At 70.1% G+C, this 26098-nt stretch carries 28 protein-coding genes, 1 tRNA gene, 1 pseudogene and 1 riboswitch; of the genes and pseudogenes, 18 read left to right on the top strand and 12 right to left on the bottom strand.

Features of this window, described 5'->3' with window-relative positions; all coding sequences use genetic code 11:
• Nucleotides 1-1740 carry an N-acetylglucosamine-specific PTS transporter subunit IIBC gene (nagE, locus tag AC1RRS_RS05650; RefSeq protein WP_492854278.1) on the top strand — a complete coding sequence of 580 codons (1740 nt, stop codon included), beginning with the start codon at nt 1-3 and terminating at the stop codon, nt 1738-1740.
• Nucleotides 1741-1871: 131 nt separating this feature from the next.
• Here the strand turns inward: nagE and AC1RRS_RS05655 are convergent, their stop codons facing one another.
• Nucleotides 1872-3071, bottom strand: a complete 1200-nt coding sequence (locus AC1RRS_RS05655; protein ID WP_492854279.1) for an MFS transporter — start codon at nt 3069-3071, stop codon at nt 1872-1874.
• A gap of 200 nt (nt 3072-3271) precedes the next feature.
• On the opposite strand from AC1RRS_RS05655, the gene AC1RRS_RS05660 reads away from it, so the two are divergent.
• Nucleotides 3272-4273, top strand: a complete 1002-nt coding sequence (locus tag AC1RRS_RS05660; protein WP_492854280.1) for a LacI family DNA-binding transcriptional regulator — start codon at nt 3272-3274, stop codon at nt 4271-4273.
• A 40-nt stretch (nt 4274-4313) separates the two neighbouring features.
• Here the strand turns inward: AC1RRS_RS05660 and AC1RRS_RS05665 are convergent.
• The 6 genes from AC1RRS_RS05665 to AC1RRS_RS05690 form a co-directional block, all read right to left on the bottom strand.
• Nucleotides 4314-4403, bottom strand: a tRNA-Ser gene (locus AC1RRS_RS05665).
• Nucleotides 4404-4562: 159 nt separating this feature from the next.
• Nucleotides 4563-4982: a PaaI family thioesterase gene (locus AC1RRS_RS05670; RefSeq protein ID WP_110118675.1), complete on the bottom strand. Its 420-nt coding sequence runs from the start codon at nt 4980-4982 to the stop codon at nt 4563-4565.
• Nucleotides 4983-5051: 69 nt separating this feature from the next.
• The gene (locus tag AC1RRS_RS05675; RefSeq protein WP_492854281.1) at nt 5052-5870 is read right to left on the bottom strand and encodes an MBL fold metallo-hydrolase; all 819 of its coding nucleotides are present in this window, start codon (nt 5868-5870) and stop codon (nt 5052-5054) included.
• 94 nt (nt 5871-5964) lie between these two features.
• Nucleotides 5965-6639 (bottom strand): hypothetical protein, encoded by a 675-nt coding sequence (locus tag AC1RRS_RS05680; protein ID WP_492854282.1) that lies wholly within the window; start codon nt 6637-6639, stop codon nt 5965-5967.
• A gap of 81 nt (nt 6640-6720) precedes the next feature.
• A complete protein-coding gene (locus tag AC1RRS_RS05685; RefSeq protein ID WP_492854283.1) occupies nt 6721-7056 on the bottom strand; it encodes a hypothetical protein in 336 nt (111 codons plus the stop codon).
• A 3-nt stretch (nt 7057-7059) separates the two neighbouring features.
• Nucleotides 7060-8091 (bottom strand): RluA family pseudouridine synthase, encoded by a 1032-nt coding sequence (locus tag AC1RRS_RS05690; RefSeq protein WP_492854284.1) that lies wholly within the window; start codon nt 8089-8091, stop codon nt 7060-7062.
• A gap of 95 nt (nt 8092-8186) precedes the next feature.
• Between AC1RRS_RS05690 and AC1RRS_RS05695 the strand changes: the two genes are divergently transcribed.
• A complete protein-coding gene (locus tag AC1RRS_RS05695) occupies nt 8187-10520 on the top strand; it encodes a TonB-dependent receptor (RefSeq protein WP_492854285.1) in 2334 nt (777 codons plus the stop codon).
• Between the two features lie 925 nt (nt 10521-11445).
• On the opposite strand, the gene AC1RRS_RS05700 is transcribed toward AC1RRS_RS05695, so the two are convergent.
• The 3 genes from AC1RRS_RS05700 to AC1RRS_RS05710 form a co-directional block, all read right to left on the bottom strand.
• Nucleotides 11446-12219, bottom strand: a complete 774-nt coding sequence (locus AC1RRS_RS05700) for a dienelactone hydrolase family protein (protein WP_492854460.1) — start codon at nt 12217-12219, stop codon at nt 11446-11448.
• 16 nt (nt 12220-12235) lie between these two features.
• On the bottom strand, nt 12236-13828 hold the full coding sequence (purH, locus tag AC1RRS_RS05705; RefSeq protein WP_492854286.1) for a bifunctional phosphoribosylaminoimidazolecarboxamide formyltransferase/IMP cyclohydrolase: 1593 nt from the start codon (nt 13826-13828) through the stop codon (nt 12236-12238).
• A 28-nt stretch (nt 13829-13856) separates the two neighbouring features.
• A riboswitch (ZMP/ZTP riboswitch) is annotated at nt 13857-13937 on the bottom strand.
• Between the two features lie 216 nt (nt 13938-14153).
• Nucleotides 14154-15050, bottom strand: coding sequence for a precorrin-2 dehydrogenase/sirohydrochlorin ferrochelatase family protein (locus AC1RRS_RS05710; protein ID WP_492854287.1), 897 nt, complete (start codon nt 15048-15050; stop codon nt 14154-14156).
• Nucleotides 15051-15230: 180 nt separating this feature from the next.
• Here AC1RRS_RS05710 and AC1RRS_RS05715 point away from each other — a divergent pair, with 180 nt between their 5' ends.
• From AC1RRS_RS05715 to AC1RRS_RS05755, 9 genes and pseudogenes are all read left to right on the top strand, one after another.
• Nucleotides 15231-15800, top strand: coding sequence for a (2Fe-2S)-binding protein (locus AC1RRS_RS05715; RefSeq protein ID WP_492854288.1), 570 nt, complete (start codon nt 15231-15233; stop codon nt 15798-15800).
• Nucleotides 15797-17980 carry a xanthine dehydrogenase family protein molybdopterin-binding subunit gene (locus tag AC1RRS_RS05720; RefSeq protein WP_492854289.1) on the top strand — a complete coding sequence of 728 codons (2184 nt, stop codon included), beginning with the start codon at nt 15797-15799 and terminating at the stop codon, nt 17978-17980. Before AC1RRS_RS05715 ends, AC1RRS_RS05720 begins: the two co-directional genes overlap by 4 nt.
• A 92-nt stretch (nt 17981-18072) precedes the next feature.
• A pseudogene (locus tag AC1RRS_RS05725) lies at nt 18073-18249 on the top strand (response regulator transcription factor); the annotation flags it as partial.
• Between the two features lie 127 nt (nt 18250-18376).
• The gene (locus AC1RRS_RS05730) at nt 18377-18652 is read left to right on the top strand and encodes a hypothetical protein (protein ID WP_110120925.1); all 276 of its coding nucleotides are present in this window, start codon (nt 18377-18379) and stop codon (nt 18650-18652) included.
• 14 nt (nt 18653-18666) lie between these two features.
• Entirely contained in the window at nt 18667-18795 is a 129-nt protein-coding gene (locus tag AC1RRS_RS05735) for a hypothetical protein (protein WP_255580246.1), read from the top strand.
• A 92-nt stretch (nt 18796-18887) separates the two neighbouring features.
• Nucleotides 18888-19241, top strand: a complete 354-nt coding sequence (locus AC1RRS_RS05740) for a hypothetical protein (RefSeq protein WP_492854290.1) — start codon at nt 18888-18890, stop codon at nt 19239-19241.
• A gap of 40 nt (nt 19242-19281) precedes the next feature.
• Complete coding sequence (locus AC1RRS_RS05745) at nt 19282-19497, top strand: hypothetical protein (RefSeq protein ID WP_110120927.1); 216 nt, start codon at nt 19282-19284, stop codon at nt 19495-19497.
• A 115-nt stretch (nt 19498-19612) separates the two neighbouring features.
• Entirely contained in the window at nt 19613-20035 is a 423-nt protein-coding gene (locus AC1RRS_RS05750) for a hypothetical protein (RefSeq protein ID WP_492854291.1), read from the top strand.
• The gene (locus tag AC1RRS_RS05755; RefSeq protein ID WP_492854292.1) at nt 20032-20493 is read left to right on the top strand and encodes a hypothetical protein; all 462 of its coding nucleotides are present in this window, start codon (nt 20032-20034) and stop codon (nt 20491-20493) included. The genes AC1RRS_RS05750 and AC1RRS_RS05755 overlap by 4 nt, the downstream gene beginning before the upstream one ends.
• Before the next feature lie 14 nt (nt 20494-20507).
• Here the strand turns inward: AC1RRS_RS05755 and AC1RRS_RS05760 are convergent, their stop codons facing one another.
• Nucleotides 20508-21086: a nucleotidyltransferase family protein gene (locus AC1RRS_RS05760; RefSeq protein ID WP_492854293.1), complete on the bottom strand. Its 579-nt coding sequence runs from the start codon at nt 21084-21086 to the stop codon at nt 20508-20510.
• 46 nt (nt 21087-21132) lie between these two features.
• On the opposite strand from AC1RRS_RS05760, the gene moaA reads away from it, so the two are divergent.
• The 5 genes from moaA (at nt 21133) to moaC (ending at nt 23929) form a co-directional block, all read left to right on the top strand.
• Nucleotides 21133-22143: a GTP 3',8-cyclase MoaA gene (moaA, locus tag AC1RRS_RS05765; protein ID WP_492854294.1), complete on the top strand. Its 1011-nt coding sequence runs from the start codon at nt 21133-21135 to the stop codon at nt 22141-22143.
• 2 nt (nt 22144-22145) lie between these two features.
• Entirely contained in the window at nt 22146-22385 is a 240-nt protein-coding gene (locus tag AC1RRS_RS05770; RefSeq protein WP_492854295.1) for a MoaD/ThiS family protein, read from the top strand.
• A complete protein-coding gene (locus AC1RRS_RS05775) occupies nt 22382-22822 on the top strand; it encodes a molybdenum cofactor biosynthesis protein MoaE (protein WP_492854296.1) in 441 nt (146 codons plus the stop codon). Before AC1RRS_RS05770 ends, AC1RRS_RS05775 begins: the two co-directional genes overlap by 4 nt.
• Before the next feature lie 74 nt (nt 22823-22896).
• Nucleotides 22897-23448, top strand: coding sequence for a molybdenum cofactor biosynthesis protein B (moaB, locus tag AC1RRS_RS05780; protein WP_492854297.1), 552 nt, complete (start codon nt 22897-22899; stop codon nt 23446-23448).
• A gap of 13 nt (nt 23449-23461) precedes the next feature.
• On the top strand, nt 23462-23929 hold the full coding sequence (gene moaC / locus AC1RRS_RS05785; RefSeq protein ID WP_492854298.1) for a cyclic pyranopterin monophosphate synthase MoaC: 468 nt from the start codon (nt 23462-23464) through the stop codon (nt 23927-23929).
• 91 nt (nt 23930-24020) lie between these two features.
• Here moaC and AC1RRS_RS05790 read toward each other — a convergent pair whose 3' ends face one another.
• A complete protein-coding gene (locus tag AC1RRS_RS05790; protein ID WP_492854299.1) occupies nt 24021-25118 on the bottom strand; it encodes an XdhC family protein in 1098 nt (365 codons plus the stop codon).
• A gap of 99 nt (nt 25119-25217) precedes the next feature.
• On the opposite strand from AC1RRS_RS05790, the gene AC1RRS_RS05795 reads away from it, so the two are divergent.
• Complete coding sequence (locus AC1RRS_RS05795; protein WP_110120936.1) at nt 25218-26093, top strand: bifunctional regulator KidO; 876 nt, start codon at nt 25218-25220, stop codon at nt 26091-26093.
• Nucleotides 26094-26098: the final 5 nt, after the last annotated feature.

The raw sequence follows: 26098 nt of genomic DNA on the forward strand, positions 1-26098 counted from the left end.
ATGAAATCGCCGCTCGAAATCCTCCAGCCGCTCGGCCGGGCCCTGATGCTGCCGATCGCGGTGCTGCCGGTGGCGGGCCTCTTGCTACGCCTGGGCCAGCCCGACCTCCTCAACATCCCCTTCATCGCCGCCGCCGGCGATGCGATCTTCGCCAATCTCGGCCTGCTGTTCGCCATCGGCGTCGCCGTCGGTCTGGCCCGCGAGAACAACGGCGCGGCCGGGCTGGCCGGCGTCGTCTGCTTCCTGATCGCCACCGAAGGAGGCAAGGCCCTGCTGCATGTGCCGGCCGAGACGACCGCCGGCCTCGCCGAAGCCCACGCCGCCCTGGCCGGGGCGGCCTACAAGGCCAAGGCGCTGTCCAAGCTCTCCGTGCCGATCGGCATTCTCTCCGGGGTGATCGGCGGCCTGTTCTACAACCGCTTCTCCGGCCTCAAGCTGCCGGAGTACCTGGCCTTCTTCAGCGGCCGGCGCTTCGTGCCGATCGTGGCCGGCCTTGCGGGCCTGGTCATGGCCGGGCTGGTGGGCCTGGGCTACGACGCCATCAACGGCGGGGTCGACGCCGCCAGCCGGGCCATCGTCGGCTCGGGGCAGTGGGGGCTTCTGGTCTACGGCTTCCTCAACCGCATCCTGATCGTCACCGGCCTGCACCACATCCTCAACAACATCGCCTGGTTCGTGATCGGCGACTTCCATGGCGCCACGGGCGACCTGCGTCGCTTCTTCGCCGACGATCCCAGCGCCGGCGGCTTCATGAGCGGCTTCTTCCCGGTGATGATGTTTGGCCTGCCGGCCGCGTGCCTGGCCATGCTGCACACCGCCCGTCCCGAGCGCCGCAAGGCCGTGGCCGGCATGCTGGTCTCCCTGGCCCTGACCTCGTTCCTGACCGGGGTGACCGAGCCGATCGAGTTCTCGTTCATGTTCCTGGCCCCGGCGCTCTATGCCGTGCACGCCATCCTGACCGGGGTGTCGATGGCGCTGATGAACCTCTTGGACGTGAAGCTCGGCTTCACCTTCTCGGCGGGGCTCTTCGACTACGTCCTCAACTTCGGCAAGGCCACGCACCCGCTGTTCCTGCTGCCGATCGGGGCGGTCTATTTCGCCGTCTATTACGGCCTCTTCCGGTTCTTCATCGTCCGCTTTGACCTCAAGACCCCCGGCCGTGAGCCGGAGGAGGAAGCCGCGCTCCTCAGCGCCGCCCCGGCCCCCAGCGCCGGCGGCCGCGGCGCCGACTTCGTCCTGGCCCTGGGCGGCTCGGCCAACCTCGTCAGCGTCGACGCCTGCACCACCCGCCTGCGCCTGATCGTCGCCGACCAAAAGGCTATCGACGAGCCGCGTCTCAAGGCCCTGGGCGCGCGCGGGATCGTCCGTCCCTCCGACAAGGCCCTGCAGGTGGTGCTGGGCCCCATCGCCGACACCGTCGCCGGCGAGATCCGCCAGGCGGCGGGGGCGGGCGTACAGGCTCCCGCCGTGGTGGCCGTGGCTTCGGCCAAGGCCGCTGACCCGGCCACGGCCCAGGCCCTGCTGCCCGGCCTTGGCGGCGCGGCCAACATCGCCGCCGTCAGCGCTTGCTCCAGTCGGTTGCGGTTGGAGTTGGCCGATCCGTCCAAGCTGGACGAGGCGGCGCTCAAGGCCGCCGGCGTCCGCGCGCTCGTGCGGCTTGACGGGTCGGTGGCGCACCTGGTGCTCGGACCCAACGCCGAGGCCGTGGCGACCGCGCTGCAAGAGGCGGTGGCCGCCTAGGGCTCTACACCCCTTCCGTAAGATCCCTGCGAAAGCGGGGACCCAGGCGTTTTATCGTCGAGCGCCGTGGGTTTCAGAAAAAGCCTGGGCCCCCGCTTTCGCGGGGGGTTTACGGGGGAGGGGGTGGTCTATCAGGCCGCCGCCGTCGCCTCGGTCTGGCGGCGGTCGTCCCAGACGGCGATCGCCCAGACCACGAAGCCGCCCAGGGCCAGGGCGCAGCCGACCCAGCCGGTCGAGCGCCAGCCGAAACCCGAGGCCACGGCCAGACCGGCCAGCCAGGGTCCCAGGGCGTTGGCGGTGTTGAAGGCCGAGTGGTTGAGGGCGGCGGCCAGGGTCTGGGCCTCGCCCGCCACGTCCATCAGGCGGGTCTGCAGGGCCGCGCCGAGCCCGCCGCCGCAGCCGATCAGGAACACCACCGGGACCAGGGTCCACAGGCTGCCGACGGCCAGCGGGTAAAGGGCCAGGGAGGCGGCGCTCCACAGCAGGATGACGCCGACGGCGGGCATCAGAGCGCGGTCGGCGGCCCAGGCGCAGACCAGGGTGCCGGCGGTCATGCCCAGGCCGAACACCATCAGCACCAGCGGCAGGGCGGCTGGCGAGGCGTGGGTGACCTCGATCAGGGTCGAGGCCAGATAGGTGTAGACCGCGAACATGCCGCCAAAGCCGATGGCCCCGATGCCCAGCGTCAGCCAGACACGGCGGCTGGCCAGGGCCGACAGCTCGCGCAGCTGGCTGGCGTTCTTCGGCGCGGCGTCGCGCGGGGCCAGCAGGAACACCGAGATGGCGGTCAGGGCCGCAAGCACGGCGACGATGACGAAGCCCCAGCGCCAGCCGATCCACTGGCCGACGGCGTTGGCGAGCGGCACGCCGACGATGGTGGCCACGGTCAGGCCGATCATCACCCGCGCCACGGCCGAGGCGCGTTTGTCGGGCGCGGCCAGCGAGGCGGCGACCAGGGCCGCGACGCCGAAATAGGCGCCGTGCGGCAGGCCACTGAGGAAGCGGAAGAGGACCATGGTCTCGAAGTTGGGCGACAGGGCCGACAGGCCGTTGCCGACCGCGAACAGCACCATCAGCCCGACCAGCAGGGTCCGGCGGGCGATCCTGGCGGCCAGCACGGCGATGATCGGCGCCCCGACCACCACGCCCAGGGCATAGGCGCTGATGGCGTGGCCGGCGGTCGGTTCGTCGACGCCCAGGGTGCGGGCGAAGTCGGGCAGCAGGCTCATCGAGGCGAACTCGGTGGTGCCGATGGCGAAGCCGCCCAGCGCCAAGGCCAGTTGCACGAGGGCCGCGGAGGGGGCGCGGCGGTGGGACGGATCGGCGCTCATGGCGGACCTTGCTGGGCGGATAGCAGCCAAGCCTTTCATGCACGCGCCTGTCGTCCGCCCGAGCGCTGGCTCGACGGACACGGCGCGCGGTTAAGGCCGCGCTGCGGTTGGATGAGTGTGTGCATAGCTATTCACTCGCCAGCCGGCGCGCAACCCTCTAAACAGGCTCGCGTGGGGAAAAGGGTGCGAGGGATCGCCGCATGAGCGGAAACTGGCGGCCGCCGTCGTCGATCGACGTGGCCAAGGCGGCGGGGGTGTCGCAGTCGGCGGTGTCGCGCGCCTTCACGCCGGGCGCCAAGATCGCCGAGGCCACGCGCGCCAAGGTCATGGCCGCCGCCGAGGCTCTGGGCTATCGGCCCAATCTCCTGCCCAAGATCCTGCAGACCAACCGCTCGGGCATCGTCGCCGTGGTCGTGGGCGGGTTCTACAATCCCTATTTCGCCATGACCCTGGAGGCCTTCTCCAAGGCCCTGACAGCGGCGGGGCGGCAGATGCTGCTGGTGCGGGTCGACAGCGACCGCATCCTCGACGGCGTCGTCGATCAGCTGGCTGGCTATCGGGTGGACGCCGTGGTCTCGGCCCTGGCCCTGACCTCGCAGGAGGCCGCCGACCAGCTGTCGAAGCTGCGCATTCCGATCGTCACCCTGAATTCGGACCTGGCGGGCGACTGGATCCGCTCGGTGTCGTCCGACAACTTCGCCGCCGGCGAGGCCGCGGCGCGGTTGCTGCATGAGCGGGGCGGGCGCAGGTTCGGCTTCGTCGCGGGCCCTGCCGACAGCCCGGCCCAGGTCGCCCGCGAAGCCGGTTTCGCCCATGGCCTATCGAGCCTTGGCCTGCCGCCGGCCGTGCGGGCGGGCGGCGGTTACGACTACGCCAGCGGGGCGGAGGCGGCGCGGACCTTGTTCGCGGGGGCGGATCGGCCCGACGCCCTGTTCTGCGCCAACGACCTGGCGGCCTTCGGCGTGATCGACACCCTGCGCGACGCGTTTGGTCTGGGGGTTCCGGACGACGTGCTGGCGGTCGGCTACGACAATCTCGACATGGCCGGCTGGTCCCCCTACCGCCTCACCTCGTTCGACCAGGACATCGAGGCCCTGGTGGCGATGGCGATGGAGTTGCTGGGCTTGGAGGCGGGGGCGACCTGCGTGGCGCGGGTCGTGCCGGCCCGGCTGGTCGAACGCGAGAGCACGCGATCAGGCTAGCGCCGTGGGCGCTTTCGCAGGGTCGATTTTCAGGGGGTAATGGCGGAGAGGGTGGGATTCGAACCCACGGTGCCCTTCCAGGCACGCCGCATTTCGAGTGCGGTACATTCGACCACTCTGCCACCTCTCCAGGGGGTCTTCGTGACCAGCTTTGGGCCGGCCTTGAGTGAGGGCGGGATACCTATCCGCGCCGCCGAAAGAGCGCAAGAGGCTCCGGTGCGCTTTTCTGTCTCAGGGCGCAATTTCCTGCGTCGGGCGGCGGCTTGATCCGCGTCCGGACCGTGGCGGCTCAGGCTTTCGGGTAGAGAACCATCTGGGTGCAGCGGAAAAGGGCGATGGTCTTTCCCGTGCCTTCGGCCGTGACGACGGCGTCCCAGACCTGGGTGTTGCGGCCGCCGTGGATCAGTTTGGCCTCGCAGGCCACGCCGCCGTCGCGGGCGGTGCCGAGGAAGTTCGACTTCAGTTCGATGGTGGTGAAGCCGGTCGCGCCCTCGGGCAGGGAGACGACGCAGCCGTAGCCGGCGGCGCTGTCGGCCAGGGCGATGACGGCGGCGGCGTGCAGGAAGCCGTTGGGGGCCATGTGATGGCGGGCGACGTCGAAGCGGCCGCGCACGAGGCCTGGCTTGGCCTCCAGCCATTGCAGGCCCAGGTGGTCGGGCAGGCTGCCGGCCTGGACGGCGGTGAGGTTGGCGCTCTGGTCGTCGGCCATGGCGAGGCCTCCTAATGCTTCACGTGCGAAGTATTAGGCGCGCCGAGGGCGATGAAGGCAAGTCCGTTTTTAAAGCGAACTGATATTCCGCGACGGAAAGCGGACGCCGGCCTCGTCGGGATAGGGCAGCTTGCCCGAACGGACGGCGACGTCGAGGGCCGCGATCGTCAGGGCCGAAGGCGCGGGCTTGTCGCCGGCGCGGCGGGCGACGAACTCGGCTTGCGAGACCGCGTCGCCGGCGTCGGGATTGTCGGCCTTCTGGGCGGCCACGGTGGTTTCGCCCTGGCTCGACAGCAGGCGGGTGTCGTCGGGCAGCGAGAGCAGCTTGCGGGCGTCGGCGAACAGGCCGGCCGCATCGGCGCCGGGGGCGTCGCTGTCGGGCAGGCCGGTGGGCAGAAGAGCGTCGCCGACGAAGACCACGTCGCCGGCCTTGTAGGCCGCGGCGCCGGGCAGGCGGCCGGAGAGGGCGATGGGGTGGAACTCGATCCCGCCCATGATCAGCGGCTCGTCGTCCTCGCGGGCCAGCTTGTCGAAGTCCCAGCCTTCCAGGTCGACGCCCTCGGCGCCGAGCGCCGGAACCAGGCGCTGCAGGCTTTCCAGCACGTGGGCGCCGATGGCGACCGAGGCGCCGGTCTCGTACTTCAGGTGGCCGGCGGCCGACAGGTGTCCGGTGTGGACGCCGGTCTCGAGGATCCAGGTCGGACCCAGGTCCTTTTCGCGAATGTCGGCGATGATGCCGTCGACGAAGGCGGTCGAGGTCTCGCCGGTGGCCGGGTCGAAATCGAGCACCGGATCGACGATGGCGCACAGCAGAGTGGCCGGATCGGCCACGAGATAGGTCACCCGCCCCGTGGCGGCATGGTGATACGCAGTGATGTCCGGCTGCATGCTTACGCCTGAAGGTCCCCGATTGCTGGGCACCATGACGGCAAGCCGTTAAGCTTCGGCGAACGCCGGAACGGGACTCGTCCGAACCCGAATTTTACGGACGGTCGTCGATGTCGCAGGGGCGCTGGGCGCCGCGCATCTGCGTGGCCCACAGCGGTTCGATGTAGCGGCCGTCGTCGGCGCGGAGACCGCTCGCACAGCGTTCGGCGGCCGAGCCGCGACCTGTCATGTCCAGCGACAGGGCGATCGACTGGCTCTTGCCGCCGCGGCCATAGCCGTAGGGGCCGTAGCCGAGGCCGCCATAGCCGTAGCCCCCATAACCGTAGCCGTCGTAGCCATAGCCGCCGCGGCCGTTCTTGCCGTATTCGGTCTGGCTGACGGCGACGCCCAGGGTGCCGGTCTCACCGACCGGATAGTAGGCGGTGACGCCCATGTGGCGATAGCCGCCGGTGCCGACGCCGACCTCGACGCTGCCGTGGATCTTGCGCTTGGTCGGGCCGTCCTCGTCGGCGCCCGTCAGGTTCAGCGGGCCACTGCTGTCGTCGACCGTCTTGACCGGCGAGGCCTTCAGCCAGGCGTCGATCTGCTCCTGGGTGGTGAGCGGACGAGTCGCGACAGGGGCGGCCGGCGCCGGGGCGGCTTCGGCCTGGGCTGGGCTCGTCGTCGTCTTGGCGGTGGCCACCACCTCGTCATCGGCGCCGGCGGCGAAAGCCATCACGGGCGCGGCGAGCAGGGCGAGTGCGGGAACGAGGCGGGCGGCGAGGGACATGGGACAAATCTCCAGCCCTTTACCGATAAGCGGGCGGTCAAGCCGAATTAGGGCGCGAATATTGCTCGGACGCAAGGCGGTTCAACGCTTTCGGCGGCGCGCCCGGCTGACGCTTTCCGAGGTCCAATACTCGGGTGGGAGCTTGAATTTGCCGCGCTGGTCGAACGCGCGGTCGCCGCGCAGGGCGCCGGCCCGGAAGAGACGCCAGCCGCGCCAGGCGATGAAGGCGACCCAGGCCAGGGAAGCCGCCGCGACGATGATCCAGCCGGCGAGGGCCGCGGGTGGAGCCAGGTGCGGTTTCAGGAAGGCCATGGCGAGCACCAGCAGGCAGACCGGCAACGGGGCCGCGGTCTTCGGCCTGGCCAGTTCCCGATCCACGAAGCGGCGAAAGCGCAGGTAGGTGCGGCCTCTGGCCATCGGCTACAGCGCCTCCAGCCCCGCCTCGACCGCGGCCATGTCGGGCGGCAGGGGCGTTTCGAAGCGCAGGGTTTCGCCCGTCACCGGGTGGACGAAGCCGAGCAGGGCCGCGTGCAGGGCCTGGCGGGCGAAGGCGGTTTCGGTCAGCACCGCCTTGACCGGGGTCGCCGGGGCGCCGGCGCCGTAGACGGGATCGCCCAGGCACGGCGAGCCCTTGCTGGCCATGTGCACGCGGATCTGGTGGGTTCGGCCGGTCTCCAGCCGGCAGGACACCCGGGCGGCCAGGGGCTTGGCCCCATCGCCGCCGAAGGTGCGCTCGACCCGATAGTGGGTGGTCGCCTCGCGACCGCCGCTCTTCAGCACCGCCATCTTCTTGCGGTCGTGCGGCGAGCGGCCCAGCCGCGTTTCGATCGTGCCGGACGAAGGCTGCGGCGCGCCGCGCACCAGGGCCACGTACATGCGGTCGATGTCGTGGGTCGCGAACAGGGCAGAGAGGCCGCGATGGGCCGCGTCGCTCTTGGCCGCGACCATGACGCCGGAGGTCTCCTTGTCGAGCCGGTGGACGATGCCGGGCCGGGCCACGCCGCCGACGCCCGACAGGCTGTCGCCGCAGTGGGCCAGCAGGGCGTTGACCAGGGTGCCGGTCTCGCTGCCCGGCGCCGGGTGCACGGCCATGCCGGCCGGCTTGTCGACGACGATCAGGTGGGCGTCCTCGTAGAGCACGCTGAGCGGAATGGTCTCGGGCTGCGGGATCGCCGGGGCCGGCGGCGGCTCGACGACGAGATAGTCGCCGGCCTGGGCCTTGGCCGAACCGTTGGTCACGGGGCGGGGCTCGCCGCCGGCGTCGAGGCGGAAGACCCGGCCCTCGGCCATCAGGGCCTGCAGCCGGGCGCGGGACAGCGCGTCGAAGAGGGCCGCCAGAGCCTTGTCCAGCCGCTGGCCGACCAGGTCGCCCGACAGTTCAGCCGTCAGGCGCCGTTCGCCTCCAGCGGGCGCATCCAGCAGGTCTTCGACGTCGTCCTCAGCTTCAGCCACGCTGTTTCACGGCTCCTTCACAACCCCGTCGCGTAAGCGACACCGCCGCTCCCTACGGGCGGGGCCTCGTACAGTTGTTTTGAGGGGAATAGTCCATGCGCGCCATCCGCACCACTACGCTCGCAGGCTCGCTTTCTGGCGCGAGCCTGCTGGCCCTGGCGATCGCCAGCCCTGTCCTGGCCGCCCCGCTTCCGGAAGCCGAGACCGCCGCCGCGCCGACCCAGGTCGACGAGCTGATCGTCACCGTCCAGAAGCGCGAGCAGAAGGTCCTCGACGTGCCGATGGCCCTGACGGCCTATTCCGGCGAGAAGCTCGACGAGTTGGGCCTGCAGGAGTTCGAGGAACTGGGCCAGTTCGTGCCCGGCTTCGACGTGCAGAACCAGTCGCCCAACAACCCCGGCTTCGTGATGCGCGGCATCACCTCCGACAGCGGCGAGGCCACCAACGAGCCGCGCGTCTCGGTCTACCAGGACGGCGTGTCGATCTCGAAGTCGCGCGGCAGCTACGTCGAGCTCTTCGACCTGGAGCGGGTCGAGATCGCCAAGGGCCCGCAGTCGACCCTCTACGGCCGCGGCGCCCTGATCGGCGCGGTCAACATCATCCAGGCCAAGGCCAAGCCGGACTTCGACGCCAGCCTCAAGGTCGAGGGCGGCGACTACGGGTACTTCATGGCCGAGGGCATGGTGAACGCCCCGATCACCGACGCCCTGGCCGTGCGTCTGTCGACCCGCGTCAAGAAGCGCGACGGCTATGTCGAGAACCTGCTGGGCGGCGAGGATTTCAACTCGACCGACACCGTGGCCGCGCGCCTGGCGATCAACTACACGCCCAATGACCGCTTCAAGCTGGACGTGCTCTACAACTACCAGCAGGACAATCCGTCGGGCACCTCTTTCAAGTCGCTGACCTACGCCCCGACCGACCCGACCACCGGCAAGGTGATCGGCGACCTGGGCCGTAACTCCGGCGCGGCCCTGTCGACCGTCGACGGCTTCGAGAACGGCCAGCCCCTGGGCCTGGACCGCCGCCTGTGGAGCCTGACGGCCCTGGCCAGCTACAAGCTGAACGACACCCTGACCCTCAACTCGACCTCGGCCTACCGCTACTTCAGCGGCGAGGAAGTGTTCGATCCGGACGGCTTCTCGCTGCCGCTGTTCGTGTTCGCCGAGGACGCGCAGGGCAAGTCGGCCAGCCAGGAATTCCGCCTCAACTACGACGCTGGCGGCAGGATCACCGCCTTCGGCGGCGTCAGCATGTTCTGGGAAGACGGCAGCCAGCGCGTGCCGCTGCGGATCAACGAGAAGATCGCCTACCTCTTCCTGACCGGCCAGCTGGCGATCCCCGACGGCCTGTCGACGACCGTGATCAACGCCATCCCGGCCCTGTCGGCGCTGTCGTCGGGCCGCACCGAGGAATACACCAACTACGGCGAGACCAACTCGTACGACGCCTTCGCCGACGTCACCTTCAAGGCCACCGACCGCCTCGAGCTGACCGCCGGCCTGCGCTACACCTACGACGACAAGACCAGCGGCTACGGCGCCTGGATCAGCAGCCCGTCGATCATCGGCGGCAGCACCGCCACCGTCACCCGCGGCCTGATCGTCCAGCCGGTGGCGACCTACTACAAGGACTTCACCGACAGCGGCGTCACCTGGCGCCTGGTGGCCCGCTACGAGCTGGCCGACGACGTCAACGTCTATGGCTCGGTCTCGACCGGCCGCCGTCCCAAGGTGCTGACCGGCGCCAGCCTCAGCGAAGTGTCGGCCGAAGAGGTCACCTCCTACGAGGTCGGGGCCAAGGCCGCCCTGCTGGATCGTCGCCTGACCGTGGACGGCGCGATCTACCGCTACGACTACGAGAACTTCCAGACCAGCGGCGTGACCAGCACCGGCACGGCCATCACCATCAACGCCGGCGAGGCCAAGGCCTACGGCTTCGAGGGCCAGGCCAACTTCCAGGCCACGCCCGACCTGCTGGTGTTCGCCACCTATGGCTACAGCCACGCCCGGTTCGGCAACGGCCGGTTCGAGGGCAACCACTTCCGTCTGTCGCCCGACCACTCGTTCTCGCTGGGCGTGAAGGCCTCGCGCGACACCGGGATCGGCAAGTTCACCTTCCTGCCGACCTGGACCTGGCAGTCCGAACAGTTCTTCGACAACAACAACGACATCGCCGCCCTGCAGAGCACGACGGGCGTGATCAAGGACACCGTGCAGGACGAGGTCCAGAAGGCTTTCGGCCTCTTGAACCTGCGCCTGACCTACCAGCCCAAGGACAGCCCGGTGACCTTCGGCGCCTTCGTCACCAACGCGCTGGACCAGGACTACATCAAGGACGCCGGCAACACCGGCGACGCCTTCGGCATCCCCACCTTCATCGCCGGCGAGCCCCGGTTCGTGGGGGTTTCGGTGTCGTTCAAGCACTAGGGTGAAGGCCCTTCTCCCCTTGCGGGAGAAGGTGGGGTCGTTCGCGAGTAACCTCCCCCTCTGGGGGAGGCGATCGCGCAGCGATCGGAGGGGGGAGCTGGTGCGGGAATGGCCGATGCCTCGAAAGCTGAAAACGTCCCCCCACCGGCCTTTGGCCACCTCCCCCAGAGGGGGAGGTTCCTGGACGCGCGGCTTTACGCTCACGCGGTGAACCGCTGAGGGTGTGGAGAGGGCGCGGGGCGTCCGGGCCTCGCCCGGAGCTGTGCGTTTGAATACCGTTTCGACGAAGCTCTGACGCCCCGCGCGATCGTTGTGCCTCAGGCCGGGGCGCGCGGGCCTCTTCCGCCCTTCACCCCCTTCGGCGTGTGCCTTCCCCGGAACCGGGCTGTAAGCTTCGCTAGCCATCGCGTGCAGACAGAAGGCGCCGGAGCGGACCCTCGGACGGGCGGGAGCCTATGAGGCAAGCTCCCGATGGATGGGTTTACGTCCCCCATCCTCATTTAAGCCGTTCGGCCCGGCTCTCGCCGCTCCTTCAGCCCCGCTCGATCGCATCACCGCCGCACGCTTCGGGCCGGATCCTTGCGCCCTCTCCCTGCGACGGGACAGCTCTGATTATGCAGCGGGTTTCAGCGCGTCTGATCCAGAGCGGTGAGAAAGTTGCAAGCGGCTGGATTGGTTGGGGTTTGATCCGGGATCGCCGGGGATCCAGCTTCGTCTGTCCCCGTCCGCAATCCAACATCCGTAAAATCCCCGCGAAAGCGGGGACCCAGGCTTTTTCTGAAACGCGTGGCGCTCGACGATAAAACACCTGGGTTCCCGCTTTCGCGGGGATTTTACGGGGGAGGGAACCGCGCGGCCAAAGCTGTGAAAGCTGAAAACGCCCCCCTCCGGCCCTCTGGGCCACCTCCCCCAGAGGGGGAGGATCTTAAGCGAACAGCCCCGGCTTCGGCGCCACCGCTTTCAGCGCCGAAGCGAAGTAGTCCTGGACCTCCTGGAACAGGTCCGGCCGGTAGATGGCGCGCGGGTCGTTGGCCTTGTCGTCGTCGAAGGCGTGGGTGGCGTCGGGGTAGAGCTTGAGGTCGACCTTGACGCCGTCGGCGCTGAGCCGTTCCAGCGCCTTCTTGGGATAGCGCCAGCCGACCACGCCGTCCTTCTGGCCCAGCACCGACCACACCGGCGGCGCACCCGGTCCCCAGCCCCGGCTGCTGGTCATCGAGGGATAGGCCGCATACGGATAGACCAGCAGTGCGCCCTTCACCTGTTTGCGCAGGGCGACCGCGTCGGCGTCGGCCAGGCCGGTGGCGCTGGGGGCCGAGGTTCCGGCGGCGTAGGCGTCCATGATCGTCCAGGCGCCGTGGCTCCAGCCGGCCAGGAAAACATGGTCGGCCCGCGCCCAGGATTGGGTCTTGAGCCAGGCCAGGGTCCCGAACACGTCGGCCGCGCGCTTGGCCCCATGCAGGGTCATCAGGGTGCAGACGAAGAGCTTGCCGTCGAGCGTGCTCATGCCGCGCGGCGCGAACGAGTCGAGCACGATGGCGGCGTAGCCGGCCTTCACGGTGACCTCGGCATAGGTCTCCAGGAACGGGGTCTTGCCGCCGCAGCCGTGCAGGATCAGCGCCACCGGAAAGGGGCCCAGGCCCGCGGGCTTGAACACCCGCGAGCGTGAAACGACCTTGGCTCCCCAGCTGACGCTGTCCATCGTGCTCACTCAATCCTTAGTGGCGGAACACTCGCACGCCGGTGAAGGCCATAGTGAGGCCAAGCTTGTCGGCGGCCTCGATGACCTCGGGGTCGCGCATGGAGCCGCCCGGCTGGATGATCGCCGTGGCCCCGGCTTCGGCCGCCTGGATCAGACCGTCGGCGAACGGGAAGAAGGCTTCCGAGGCGCAGGCGCAGCCCGCCAGATCGAGGCCGAAGTCGGCGGCGCGCAGGGCGGCGATGCGGGCGCTGTCCTTGCGGTTCATCTGGCCGGCGCCGACGCCCAGGGTCTGGCCGGCGCGGGCGTAGACGATGGCGTTGCTCTTGACGTGCTTGCCGATCTGGAAGGCGAACAGCATGTCGCGGATCTCTTCCTCGGTCGGCTGGCGCTTGGTGACGATCTTCAGGTCGCCGGCCTTGATCCGCGCGTCGTCGCGGGATTGCACGAGGAAGCCGCCGGCCACGCTCTTGAAGGTGTCGCCGGTCGACAGCGGATCCGGCAGGCCGCCGGTGACCAGCAGGCGCAGGTTCTTCTTGGCGGCGAAGACGGCGATCGCGTCGTCGTCGGCTTCCGGCGCGATCACCACCTCGGTGAAGATCTCGACCATGGCCTCGGCGGCCTCGCGGGTCAGGCGGGTGTTGACAGCGACGATGCCGCCGAAGGCCGAGGTGGGGTCGCAGGCCAGGGCCCGCTCATAGGCCTCGCGCTGGGTGGCGCCCAGGGCCACGCCGCAGGGGTTGGCGTGCTTGATGATGGCCACGGCCGGACCCTGGGCCGGGTCGAACTCGGCGATCAGCTCGAAGGCCGCGTCGGTGTCGTTGATGTTGTTGTAGCTGAGTTCCTTGCCCTGCAGCTGGCGGGCCGTGGCCACGCCGGTGCGGGGATTGGGGAAGGTGTAGAAGGCCGCCTTCTGGTGCGGGTTCTCGCCATAGCGCATGGTCTGGCGCAGCTCGCCGGCGATCGACTTGCGGGCCGGGAAGTCCTGGCCCAGCTGGGCCGCGAACCAGGCCGAAATGGCGGCGTCATAGGCCGCCGTGCGGGCGTAGGCGCGGGCCGCCAGGGTCTTGCGCAGAGAAAGGGTCGTGCCGCCGTCGGCCTTCAGGGCTTCGAGCACTTCGCCAAGGTCGGCCGGGTCGGTGCAGACCGACACGTAGCCGTGGTTCTTGGCCGCCGAGCGGATCATGGCCGGGCCGCCGATGTCGATGTTCTCGACGCACTCTTCGTACGAGCCGCCCTTCGCGACGGTGGCCTCGAACGGATAGAGGTTCACATAGAGGATATCGATGCCGCCGATGCCGTGGTCGGCCATGGCCTTGGCGTGCTCGGGAGCGTCGCGCACGCCCAGCAGGCCGCCGTGGACGATGGGGTGCAGGGTCTTGACCCGGCCGTCCATCATCTCGGGGAAGCCGGTCAGGTCCGACACGTCCTTCACCGGCAGGCCGGCCGCGGCGATGGCCGCCTTGGTGCCGCCGGTCGAGACCAGCTCGACGCCCGCCTCGTGCAGGACCTTGGCCGCTTCGACCAGGCCGGTCTTGTCGGAGACCGACAGCAGGGCGCGCTTGGGGGCGACGAGATCGGGGGCGGACGGATAGTCGGGGGCGGCGGGCACGGGGGACTCCGGGTCTGGTTGCGGTCAGAAAAGGAGCCCAGGCGCGCGGCGGATGCGTCTCGAGCTCCCCGGTGGTCACCCACCTTCAACGCCAGTCACTCGAACGGCGCGGAACATACGGAGGGGGGGCGGGGAGTCAATGCGGCGAAGAAAACCTCTCCCATAGGGAGAGGGAGGGGCCCAGGCGAAGCCTGGGAGGGTGAGGGGTTTAGGCCTTTCCGGAAAAGGCGGGGACGAACGGGTGATGGGACCGCCGACGGCGTACGCCCTCACCCTCCCACGCCTGCGGCGCGGGCCCCTTCCTCTCCCCACGGGAGAGGTTTCATTAGCCCGCCGGCGCCGTCAGCAGCACCTCGACCGCCACGCCGGCCGCCGCCAGCGCCTGGATGTCCGCCGCCTCGACCGGGGCCGCGACCAGCCGCACGACCTGGCGGCCGCTGCGGGCCAGTTCGATCAGGTGTTCCGGCGAAGCTTCGGCGGCCGACAGGCGGTGAGCGTCGCGGCGGGCCATGGTGACGACCTCGGGATCGGCGGCCTCGTCGATGACCAGCACGTCGGCGGCCGACAGGGCCCGCACGGCGCGCAGCGTCAGCAGGTCGGCCGGGCCCTTGCCGGCCACGAAGCGGACCTTGCCCTCCTTCTTGACGCTCTTGGCCAGGGCGTCGCGGAACAGGGCGCCGGCCTTTTCCATGTCGCCGGTCATGGCCGCCTGGGCGGCCTCGCCCGACAGCGCCTCGCGCAGGAAGGCGCGGCGTTCGTGCAGGGTGGGCAGGGCGCCGCGCACCTCGCTCTGGAAGTTGCGCATCAGGGCGGCGACCCGGCCGGCGCCCTCGGGCACCTGGGCCTCGATGTCGGAGCGCAGCATGGTGGCCAGCACGGGGGCCGCGCCGCCGGTGCCGACGGCGGCCACCACCTCGCCGCGGTCGATGACGGCGGGGGTGTTGAAGTCGCACATGTCGGGCTTGTCGACGACGTTGACCAGCACCCCGGCGGCGCGCGCGGCGCGGGCGGCGGCCTGGGCGAACACCTCGTCGGCGCTGGAGATGAAGGCCAGCACCGCGCCGCTGTAGGAGCCGGGCAGGAAGGCCGCGTGGCCGTCCAGCCGCACCAGGGTGGCGGGCGAGCCCTCGAACAGCCGGGCCTTGGCCTCGGCGCCTTCGCCGGTTCCGGCGATCACCACCTTGCGGCCGGCGAGGGGGAAATAGGCGGGGAAGGAGTCCAAGGCGGGGGTCCTCAACAGGCGTCGTGCGTTCAAGCTAGGGCGCGTCGGCCAAGAACGTGAGGCCTTTCGCGCAACAGGCGTGGCGGAACCGGCTTTCCGAGCATCTTGGCGGCGTTAAAATTTCACTGGCGGAGCCTCGGGAGAACGGTGTTAGCTGCCCCGAGGGCAGGAGACAGACGCATGGCGGCGAGCTTGGACGTCAACGGCAAGACGATGTCGGTCGAGGCCGATCCCGATACGCCGCTGCTGTGGGTGCTGCGCGACGAGCTGGGCCTGACGGGCACGAAGTTCGGCTGCGGCCTGGCCCAGTGCGGGGCCTGCACCGTGCATGTGAACGGCGACCCGGTGCGCGCGTGCGTCACCCCGATCGCCGCGCTGTCGGGCGCCAAGATCACCACCATCGAGGGCCTGGGCGGGGCGCACCCGCTGCAGCAGGCCTGGGTGAAGCTGGACGTGCCGCAGTGCGGCTACTGCCAGTCGGGCCAGATCATGTCGGCCGCGGCCCTGCTCGAAGCGAATAAAAAGCCGACGGACTCCGACATCGACGCGGCCATGGGCGGCAACATCTGTCGCTGCGGCGCCTATCAGCGGATCCGGGCGGCGATCAGGCAGGCGGCGACGGGCCAGGCGATCCCGGTGGTCGCCGCGCCGGCTGTCGTCGCCGAACCGGCCAAGGAGGCCGACATCGACGAGGCGATCTCGGCCGCTTCCGGCGCGACGTCGCGGATCCAGCGGGGAGAAGTGCGATGAACGCGCCCGTGAAATCCGAAGGCTTCAGCCGCCGCGAGGTGGTGGTCGGGGCCGCGGTGGTTGGCGGCGCCCTGGTGGTCGGCTGCTCGCCGGCCGACCTGATGAGCGCCGGCTCCAAGGTCGAGGTCGGGGCCTTCGGCCCGTTCATCCGCTTCGAGCCCGACGGCTTCGTCACCGTGATCTCCAAGCACATCGAGTTCGGCCAGGGCAGCCATGCCGGCCTGGCGGCGATCGTCGCCGAGGAGCTGGACGCCGACTGGGCCAAGGTGCGGGTCGAGCAGTCGCCGGCCAACGCCAAGCTCTACGGCAACGGCGCCCTGGGCGCGCAGCTGACCGGCGGCAGCTCGGCGATCTCCAACAGCTGGGAGCAGCTGCGCAAGGCCGGCGCCGGGGCGCGGGCGATGTTCGTCGAGGCCGCCGCCAACCGCTGGAACGTCCCGGCCGGCGAGATCGTGGTCAAGGACGGGGTGCTGACCCACGCCTCGGGCAAGAGCGCCGCCTTCGCCGACCTGTCGGCCGACGCCGCCAAGGTGACGCCGCCGCAGAACCCGCCGCTGAAGGACCCCAAGACCTTCACCCTGATCGGCACCGATCGGGTGCGGCGCAAGGACGCCCAGGCCAAGGTCGACGGCACGGCCCGCTACACCCAGGACGTCCACCTGCCCGACATGCTGACGGCGATGGTCGCCCATCCGCCGCGCTTCGGGGCCAAGGTCGAGAGCTTCGACGCCGATGCGGCCAAGAAGGTGGCGGGCGTGGTCGATGTCTACGAAATCCCGACCGGGGTGGCGGTGGTGGCGAAATCCACCTGGGCCGCGCGGCTGGGGCGCGAGGCGCTGGTCGTGCGCTGGGACGAAGGCAAGGCCGAGAAGCGCGGCTCGAAAGAGATCACGGCGGCGTTCCGGGACCTGGCCACCGGCAAGGGTCCGGCCGAGCAGAAGTGGGAATCGTTCGGGGCCAAGGGTGACGCGGCCCAGGCGGCCGGAGGATCGGACGCCTTCGAGGCGGTCTACGAGTTCCCCTATCTGGCCCACGCCACCATGGAGCCGATGAACTGCGTGGCCATCGTCGAGGGCAATTCGGTGAAGCTGGTGCACGGCTCGCAGGGCCAGACCCTCGACCAGCTGAACGCGGCCAAGATCGTCGGGACCCTGCCCGGCTCGGTCGAGGTCGAGACCCTGTTCGCCGGCGGCTCGTTCGGGCGGCGGGCGACCTTCAATTCCGACTACGTGGCCGAGTGCGTGCACGTCGCCAAGAAGGTCGGCGGCGGCAAGCCGGTGAAGCTGGTCTGGACCCGCGAGGACGACATGAAGGCCGGCTACTACCGGCCGCTGGTGGTTCACGCCGTGCGGGTGACGCTGGACAAGGACGGCCTGCCGGCGACCTGGCGTCACCGCATCGTCAGCCAGTCGATCATGAAGGACTCGCCGATGCCCTCGAAGGGCGTCGACCAGACCGCCGTCGAGGGGGCGTCGGATTCGCCCTATCTGAAAGCCACGCCCGTCGTCGACGCCCAGGTGGCGTTCCCCGAAGTGGGCGTGCCGGTGCTGTGGTGGCGCTCGGTGGGGGCGACCCACACCGCCTTCGTCATGGAGCACACCATCGACCAGCTGGCCCGCAAGGCCGGCAAGGATCCGGTCGAGTATCGCCGCGCGCTCTACGCCAAGGCCGGCGCCAATCGACACCTGGCGGCCCTCAATCTCGCCCTGGAGAAGGCCGGACCGAAAGCGGCCTCTAAAGAGCAGGATGGGGGCTGGACGCGCGGGGTGGCGGTGCACGAGAGCTTCGGCTCGGTCGTGGCCCAGGTCGCCGAGGTCAAGCTGGTGGACGGAGAGCCGCGCGTCGGCCGGGTGGTCACCGCCATCGACTGCGGCGTGGCCGTCTCGCCCGACCAGATCGCCGCCCAGATGGAGGGCGGCACCTGCTACGGGCTTTCGGCGGCGCTCTTCGGCCAGGTGACCCTGACCGAGGGCGTGGTCGACCAGAGCAACTTCGACACCTATCGCGTGCTGCGCTTCGCCGAGGCGCCCAGCGTGGAGACCCACATCGTGCCGTCGGCCGCGCCTCCAAGCGGGGTGGGCGAGCCGGGGACGCCGGTGATCGGCCCGGCGACGGCCAACGCCCTGCTGGCGCTGTCGGGCCAGCCGACCGTCAGCCTGCCGTTCGTCCGGAGCGCCTGACCGGGCGAACTGTCTGATTGTTAACTCTGACGCGTCCGAAATTGACGCCTCACCGGCTGGACGGGAGGCTGTGCTGGGACCATGTTAGCGCCATGGTCGAGCCTGCCGACAGCCTTGGTTTCGAGAAGCTCACGCCTCGTGAGCGCGAGATCCTGCGCCTGATCGCCCAGCACCAGCGCTCGAAGGAAATCGCGCGCCTGCTCAGCCTGTCGCCCAAGACCGTCGAGATGCACGTGCTCAGCGCGCGCCGGCGCCTGGCCGGCATGCCGCGCCGCGACGCCGCCCTGGCCTTCGTGGCGTGGGAACAGCACCCCGGTAATGACTACCGTAGGCAATCGCCGGGCCTAGCCGACGAACCTGAGCCGGTCTCTCCTGACGACAGCAGCGGGAGCGGCCATGAACGACAACACACCCAAGACCAAGACTGGCTCGCCCCCGGGATCGGCCTTCTTCATCGCGAGCTGGAAGTCTCTCGAGGAAGGCCTGACCCTGATGGCGGCCACCCCCGAGCGGGAGCGCCTGGTGCCGGAAACGGTGTCGGCTCTGCGCAAGGCCCAGGCGGCCGGCGATCCTCCTTCGAAGCTGTTGCTGCGAGTGCTCGCGGCCACGGCCTTCCTGTCGGACGACAGTCCGATCAGGTCCGAACGCGGGGAGGTTGGCGCCATGACCTGAGCCCAGCCCAATGGATGGGCCTGATCCTGGTTTCAGCCCTGGCGGCCGGCGTGCTGCTCAGCGTGGTGACCATGGGAGCCCATGAATTCCTCTTCGCCCTCCAGCGATTCCGCGAGGGCTGGAGCGCCCCGCCGACGAACTGATCGTCGGTCTCGGGTCAGCCAAAAAACCGAATTTCCAACAATCCAAGCCTTTGAACGTGCGGGGGGCGCCCGCGCGAGTGGGAGAGTCTTGCATGAAGCGCAGCGACGCAGCCCGTGCCGGGGCCGAAAAACTGAAACAAGCCGAAGCCGCGATCGACGCGGCCGTGCGTGAAACCGCCGAGCTGATGGGCCTGCTGCCCACGCTGCGGCTGGACGCGCAGCTGTCGGCCGTGATCGGCCAGGAAGCCCTGGAGACCCTGGGGATCACCCTGACCCACATCCTGTCGGCCCGCCGCACCATCGTGAAGGCGCACGGCGATCTGGCGGAAGTCCGCTCGCAGATCGGCTGCGGCGCCCTGGCGCTGGGCGACCTGGGCAAGGTCGAGGGCGGCGACACGCCGCGCACCTCGGGCCTGCGCGCCGTCGACGGCGGTCGGGCCGCCTGATCGTCTCCGGTATGCGCGAAGTTCTAATGGAGGGCGCGGCATGAGCGCGGTCCTGGCGATTATGGATCCGGCCATCGAAGAGGCCGCCGAGTTCGGGCGGTGCATTCGGTCCCTGTGTCCGACCCAGCAGCGTGTGCTGACGGTGCTGCTGCGGCGGCTCGTCGATATGGAGGCGGCGGACGACGCCGATGGCGCGGTGCGCGTCGTCGATGAGATCCGCCGGATTCTTTGCGACGGCGAGAAGACGCGGCACTAGAGTTCCGTCCGCCTAGCGGGCGGTCGCCGATATCCAAGGCGTAAAGCTCCGGCTCGGATCGCACTTGATCCGAGCCGGACTTGCGTCAACCTGGAGCGGTGAAGGGGGGCGTACAGTGTCGGCTTATCTTTATCTCTTTCTGACCCTGGCGATCTGCGGCCTGGCCTTCTGGCGCGGCGGGTCGTCGGAGAAGCGGATCGCCGTCACCCTGCTGGCCGGCTGGGCCGCCTCGCTGGTCATGTTCCGCCACAACCGCATCAATCCCGACGTCGGGGTGATGATCGTCGACGCCGTGGCGGCGCTGATCTTCATCTGGGAGTCGATCCGCTCGCGCCTGCTGTGGACCGTGGCGATCTCGGCGTTCCAGCTGGTCGCCCTGGCCTCGCACGTGGCGGTGCTGATCGACCTGCGGGTGACCATCAACACCTACATGATGAGCCTGGCGGTCTGGAGCTACGCCATCCTGCTGACCCTGGCGCTGGGCGTCTGGCTGCACTGGCGCGAGATGCGGCGGTACGAGGCGGACCTGGCGGAGTGAAGCGCAAGCTCACGGCTTTTCCCCAGCCGCGACGACCAGCCTTCAGGCTCGGCTACCTGGCCGGCGAGCACGCGCGCCTGGTCGCGGCCGTCGAACGGCGGGTCGCCGACGCGCTGCAAGCCCACTTCTGTCCGCTGCTTTCGTCGCCGCTGGGCGAGGAGGGCGTGCGGGCCGATGCGCGAATGATCGTGCGGTGGTTCAGGGCCTCGTCCCGCGCCTCGCTCTCGCTGCGGCTTCTTCTCCAGCATCGCCTGGGTCATGAGCCGCCCCGCGAGGTTCTGCGCGCCGTCTGGCGCGTTGTCGCCGCCCAGGACCGTGCGCTGGATTGGCCCGGCTGGAGGAGGGGCCGCGACGACACCGTGATGCGCCTGCGGTTGCGCCCCAAGCTCTCCGGTCTTCACGTCCTGAGGTGGCGCGCGACCGCTCCGCCGTGGCCGACCGCCGACGGAGGCTTCTGATCGGGGCGGCGGGCCTACCGCTCCAGGTCCTCGCGCCGGTCGACGTCGAACAGCACGCCGGGGTCGTCGGTCTCTACCAGGGCGATGGCGTCGCCGGCCTTGGTCAGCACCCCCTGCGCGCCGCGATCGCCGGCCAGGGCGGCGAGGTCGGCGAACCAGCGGCGGGCGAACAGCACCGGATGGCCGCGACGGCCGGCGTGGACGGGAGCGGCGATGCCGACGCCCGCGCTCAGGGCCTGGATCAGGTCGGCAGCAAGGTCGTGCGGGACGCGCGGCATGTCGCCCAGCAACACCAGCGCCGCCTCGGCGTCGGCCGGCAGGGCCAGGATCGCCGTGCGCAGCGAGGCCCCCAGCCCCTCGTCAGCTTCGGGCGCGGCCAAGGGTCGCAGGCGGGGCTCGGCCCGGGCCTCGACCAGGGCCAGGGCGGCCGTATCGCCCGGGCGCAGCACCACCGTGATCCCGCGCGCCGGCGCGGCCAGGGCCGTATCCAGCGCGTGATCCAGCAGCGGCCGGCCGCGATAATCGGCCAGCAGCTTGCCGCCGCCGAACCGCGAGGCCGCCCCCGCCGCCAGCACGATCGCCTCCAGCCGCATCAGTTCCCTTTCCGCCAGGCTCCGAGACGCCTATTCTATCGCGGATATGACGTCCCCTGACGACACCCCCCGCCTGATCGACGGCTTTGGCCGGGCGGTGAGCTATCTGCGCGTGTCGGTGACCGACCGCTGCGACCTGCGCTGCGTCTATTGCATGGCCGAGCACATGACCTTCCTGCCGAAGGCGGAGGTGCTGACGCTGGAGGAGCTGGACCGCCTGGCCTCGACCTTCGTTGGCCTGGGCGTGCGCAAGCTGCGGCTGACCGGCGGCGAGCCGCTGGTGCGCAAGGGGATCATGGAGCTGGTCCAAAGCCTGTCGCGCCACCTGAAGACCGGCGCGCTGGACGAGCTGACCCTGACCACCAACGGCACTCAGCTGGCCCGGCACGCTGAACGCTTGGCGGCGGCGGGGGTGAAGCGGATCAACGTCTCGCTCGACACGCTCAAGCCCGACCTCTTCCGTCGGCTGACGCGCGGCGGCGACGTGGCCAAGGTGATCGGCGGGATCGACGCGGCCCTGGCGGCGGGCCTCCAGGTCAAGATCAACGCGGTGGCGCTCAAGCGCGACAACGCCGCCGAGCTGCCGGCCCTGATCCAGTGGGCGCACGATCGCGGCTGCGACATGACGCTGATCGAGACCATGCCCCTGGGCGAGATCGACGAGGACCGCACCGACCAGTTCCTGTCGCTCAGGGATGTCCGGCGCGAGCTGTCGTCCTACTGGACCCTGACCGACCAGGCCTATGCCACCGGCGGTCCGGCCCGCTACGCCAAGGTCGAGGAGACCGGCGGGCGGCTGGGTTTCATCACCCCGCTGAGCCACAATTTCTGCGACGCCTGCAATCGGGTGCGCCTGACCTGCACCGGCACCCTGCACACCTGCCTTGGCCGCGACGACGCCAGCGATCTTAGGGCCGTGCTGCGCGGCGGGGCCACCGACGGCGAACTGGTGGCGGCGATCCACGCGGCGATCGGGTCCAAGCCCAAGGGCCACGACTTCCAGGTCGACGCGCCACGGCCGGCCGTGGCCCGCCACATGTCGACGACCGGAGGCTAGTCATGGCCCGCGTGCTGCTGTTCGGGCGCCTGGCCGACCAGGCCGGCTGGCGCGAGCGCGAGGTCGAGGCGGGAAGCCTTTCCGCCCTGCGCGCTTCCATCGCCAATGATGACGCGGGTCTCGCCGAAGCCTTGGCTGGCCCCGGCGTGCAGGTGGCGGTCGATAAAGCGCTGGTGCGGGGCGAGGCGGCGCTGGCCGGCTCGACCGAGGTCGCCTTCCTGCCGCCGATGAGCGGCGGATGATCACCCTGACCGAGGCGCCGTTCGAGCCCGGGGCGCTGCTGACCGAATTCTGCAAGGGCCGCGACGAGACAGGCGCGGTGGCCAGCTTCGTCGGCCTGGCCCGCGCCGAGGGTGGCAACGCCTCGATCCTGGAGCTGGAGGCCTATCCGGGCTTCACCGAAAACGCGATCGCGGCCTTCGCGGTCGAGGCGGCCGGGCGGTTCGATTTGCAGGACTGGCGGATCGTCCATCGCGTCGGAAAGATCGCGCCGGGCGAGGCGGTGGTGTTCGTGGCGACGGCGTCGAAACACCGCCGGGCCGCCTTCGAGGCGTGCGACTTCCTGATGGACTGGCTCAAGAGCCGGGCGCCGTTCTGGAAGAAGGAGCATGGTCCGGGCGGCGCCCGCTGGATCGAGCCGACGGCGCAGGATAGGACCGACGCGCAGCGTTGGGATTAAGCCAAAGCGCGACAGCCGAAAGTGTCAGCGGTTTCGGCGCCCGTCGCGCGACAAGCGAAGAAATGGAGAGACGGATGTCGGCAGGCCTCACCCCGGGCGGCGGGATCAAGCCGGAACTGCCGTTCAAGCCGGTGCGGGTGGCGATCCTCACCGTCTCCGACACCCGCGACGAAAGCACCGACACCTCGGGCGACATCCTGATCGAGCGGGTCAAGGCCGCCGGCCATGAGTTCGCCGGCCGGGCGTTGGTGCGCGACGACATCGAGAAGATCCGCGCCACCGTGCGCGGCTGGATCGCGAGCGGAGAGGTCGATGCGGTGGTCTCCACCGGCGGCACGGGCCTGACGGGCCGAGACGTGACGGTCGAGGCGCTGCAGCCGCTGTTCGACAAGGTGATCGACGGGTTCGCCGTGGTGTTCCACCTGGTGTCCTACGCCACGGTGGGGCTCTCGACCCTGCAGTCGCGGGCCACGGCCGGGCTGATCGACGGGGTGTTCGTGTTCTGCCTGCCCGGCTCGAACGGGGCGGTGAAGGACGGCTGGGACAAGGTCATCGGCCCGCAGCTCGACAGCCGCCACAAGCCCTGCAACATGGTCGAGCTGATGCCCCGGCTTCTGGAACGATAGGGCGCCTCGCAAAGTGAGCAAGCTGACCCACATCGACGACCAGGGCCGGGCCCGCATGGTCGACGTCTCCGGCAAGGCCTCGACGGCGCGCGAGGCGGTGGCGAGCGGTTTCGTGCGGATGAGCCCGGAGACCCTGGCGCTGGCCGTCTCGGGGACCGGCCGCAAGGGCGACGTCCGCGCCGTGGCCGAACTGGCCGGGGTGATGGCGGCGAAGAAGACGTCCGATCTGATCCCCCTGTGCCACCCGCTGGCGCTGTCGAAGGTGGTGGTCGAGGTCGAGCCGGGCGAGGGCGGGCTTTCCGTTACCGCTCGGGTCAAGACCACCGGTCCGACCGGGGTCGAGATGGAGGCGCTGACCGCGGTGTCGGTGGCCTGCCTGACGATCTACGACATGCTGAAAGCCGCCGAGAAGGGCATGGTCATCGAGGCCGTGTGCCTGGTCGAGAAGACCGGCGGGAAGTCGGGGGATTGGAAGGCCTGATCCTTCTCCCCTTGCGGGAGAAGGTGGCGGCCCCCCCGGGTCCGGCGAAGCCGGCCCGAGGATAAACTCCAGCCGACGGATGAGGGGTCTCTCAGACGTTTGACGCTTCGCCCGGTCGATCAGCCGTCTCGGGTGACAGGGCTTTCGACCCCTCACCCGACCCGCTGCGCGGGCCACCCTCTCCCACAAGGGGAGAGGGATCCGAATGCGCCCTTCTCTCCAGCGCCGGCTGCCCATGGCGCGCCGCGATGATCTCGCCGATGACCGCGATGGCCACCTCGAACGGGGCCTTGCCGCCGAGATCCAGGCCGATCGGCGCGCGCAGTTTGGCCAGGTCGCGCTCCGTCAAACCCTCCGCCCGCAACGCCGCGATCCGTTCGGCCAGCCGCCGCCTGGCGCCCAGCAGGCCGACATAGGAGGCGGGCGAGGGCAGGGCGGTCAGCAGGGCCTCGTGGTCCAGGGCCAGGTCGTGGCCGCACACCGCCACCGCCGTCCAGGGATCCAGGCCGATCGCGGCCAGAGCCTCGCTCGGCGCGGCGCGGCTGTACGCGACGCCGGCCAGGGGCGGCGGCTCCAGCGGTCCCTTGGGGCGGACCAGGGTGGTCTCGAACCCGGCCTGGGCGCCGAGGCTCGCCAGGGCCAGGGCGGTCGGATCGCCGCCGATCACCACCAGGCGTGGAACGGGATCGAACCCCCGGCCGAAGGCGCCGGGCCAAGGGGCCGGCGCGGCCTCTTTCGTCGCGCAGAGGCGCCGGACGCCGTCGCTGAACCAGACCGCCGGCCGCCTTTCGGTTGCGTGAGTCAAAAGGTCGCGCACGGCGACATCGTCGGCGTCGAGACGCTCGACAAGGATTTCGATGCGCGCGCCGCACAGCAGGCGGATGTCCGGCCAGGGGCTTCCCTCGCCGTAGACGAGACGCCGGGGCGCGCCGGTTTCCAGCACCGCGCGGGCGTGGATCTCGACGTCGCTCTCGATGCAGCCGCCCGACAGGAAGCCGCTCGTGAAACCTTGCGCGAAAAGCATCTGCGTGCCGACCGGGCGCGGTCCGCCGCCCTCCAGGGCGATGATGGTGGCCAGGACCGCCGGCCCTTCCGCCAGGGCCTTTTCCAGGGCCGGCCGGATGTCGTCGGCCAGGCCGTGCATGGGCCATTCGGAGCCGGAAAGGACGGCGGGATCGGTAAGGTCCATCGGCCCGATCTTAACCCCTCGGCAAGTTTCCAGAAACGCCTTCTTCAAACCTTGGCGCGTACGCTGCCCGGCATTGGTGCTCACCCGACGCGGATTTTCATGTCGCTCACCGTCTCCAAGCTCGGTCTCGCCGCCGCCCAGTTCGGACTGGACGGCATGAACGCGTCGCCGCGTTCGCGTTCCCCCGAGATCGAGGCGCGTGACATCCTGAACATCGCCGCGCGCGCCCGCCTGTCGGTGCTGGACGTCTCGGGCGTCTATGGCCGTTCGGAGTCCGTGCTCGGCGACCTGATCCCGCGTCCGGTCTCGTGCCGCGTCACCATGGCGGCCGCCCGCGCCGACCGCGGTCCCGACTTCGTCGAGGCCGAGGCCCGCGCCTCGCTGCGCCGCATGGGCCTGGAACGCGCCGACGCCATCATCGTCCAGTCGCCGTCGGAACTGTTCGGCGCCCATGGCCCGGCCATGTGGGACCGCCTGCACCGCCTGCGCGAGCAGGGCCTGTTCCGCAACATCGGCATCTCCGCCCACGCCACCGACGATCCGGTCGGCGTGGCCCGCCGCTTCAAGCCCGACATCATCCAGGCGCCGGCCAGCCTGCTCGACCAGCGCCTGCTGGCCGACGGCTCGCTGCAGCGCATCGCCGGCATGGGCATCGAGGTGCAGCTGCGCTCGATCTTCCTCAACGGCCTGCTGTTCCTGCCGCCCGACCGCGTTCCGGCCCAGCTGAAGGGGGCCTCGGGCCGCCTGTCGCGCGTGCGCCGCATGATCGCCGAAGGCCGTTCCGACCCGCTTCAGGCCGCCCTGGGCTTTGCTTTGTCGCGCCCCGAGGCTTCGGCCGTGATCGTGGGCGTGACCTCGGCCGCCGAACTGTCGGCCGTCGTCGCCGCCGCTTCCAGCCCGCCGCCGGACCTCGACTGGGACGAGATGGCCATCGACGACCCGGTGGCCCTCGACCCGCGACGTTGGGTCGCCTAGCGGCG

This window comes from Caulobacter sp. GW821-FHT12A07, from assembly GCF_058807655.1.